General features: G+C 56.4%; 1 protein-coding gene. It reads right to left on the reverse strand.

Annotation, left to right across the window (positions count from 1 at the left end; genetic code table 11):
- Positions 1–33 precede the first annotated feature (33 nt).
- Positions 34–1,160 (reverse strand): IS3 family transposase gene (locus J2Y63_RS35430; protein ID WP_435269843.1). Its coding sequence is split into 2 segments (ribosomal slippage): positions 34–920 and positions 920–1,160, totalling 1,128 coding nucleotides; the frame shifts between segments, so codons are not numbered across the junction.
- Positions 1,161–1,219: the final 59 nt, after the last annotated feature.

Consider the following 1,219-nt stretch of genomic DNA (forward strand, 5'->3'; position numbering starts at 1 on the left):
TGAATAGCCCCGAGTTTCGTAGACACCCTCGGGTTAGATTTTCTGCTGCTTCTCGAACTCGACGGGCGACAGCATCCCGTTCCTGACGTGTTTGCGCTTCGGGTTGTAGAACATCTCGATGTAATCGAACACGTCCTGGCGAGCTTCATCGCGAGAACGGTAGACCCTGCGACGTATCCTCTCCCGCTTTAGAAGATTGAAGAAGCTTTCTGCCACCGCATTGTCATGGCAGTTGCCGCGTCGGCTCATCGAGTGAACCAGATTGTGGTGCTTGAGGAACGATGCCCAGTCCATGCTGGTGAACTGCGACCCCTGATCCGAATGGATCAGCACCTTGTCCTTCGGTTTACGTCGCCACACCGCCATGAGCAGAGCCTGCAATACGACGTCCGTGGTCTGTCGGCTCTGCAGTGCCCAACCGATGACCCGGCGCGAATAGAGGTCGATGACGACCGCAAGGTAAGCGAAGCCCTCGCAAGTTCGGATGTAGGTGATGTCCGTGACCCAGGCCTTGTCCGGAGCCGCCACGTCGAATTGCCTGTCGAGTGTGTTGTCGATAGCAACGGCAGGCTTGCCGCCATAGATGCCGGGACGGCGTTTGTAGCCGATCTGTGCTTTGATCCCGGCGAGACGCGTCAGTCGCGCAACCCGGTTCGGGCAGCACATCTCTCCCTGATCGAGAAGGTCATCGTGCAGCTTTCGATAACCGTAGACCTTGCCGCTTTCTTCCCATGCCTTCAGGAGCAGATCGGTCTGGCGCTTGTCCTCGTTGGCTCGCCTGCTCAGCGGGTTCTTTAGCCAGGTGTAAAATCCACTGGGATGAACCCGCAGAAGGCGGCACATCGTCCGCACCGAAAATTGCAGGCGATGCAGAGCAATGAACGCGTACTTCACTTTGCATCCCTGGCGAAATACGCGGCTGCTTTTTTTAGGATGTCTCGCTCCTCGGTGACGCGAGCCAGTTCCTTCTTCAGCCGCCTGATCTCCTCGGCCTCGTCGTTGCCTTTGGCGTTCGACGCAGCAAACTTCTTCCTCCATTCATAGAGGGAATGCTGGCTCACGCCGAGGCGCTGCGAAACCTCCGAAACCGGATAGCCTCGCTCTGTGATCTGGCGCACCGCGTCACGCTTAAAATCTTCGCTGAAATTCGATTTGCTCATGATGCTCTTCCTGCCTCAAAATTAGGAAAGAAGGCGTCTACAAATCTAGGGGCTATTCA

It is taken from the genome of Shinella sp. BE166 (assembly GCF_051201095.1).
GTDB lineage: Bacteria > Pseudomonadota > Alphaproteobacteria > Rhizobiales > Rhizobiaceae > Shinella > Shinella lacus.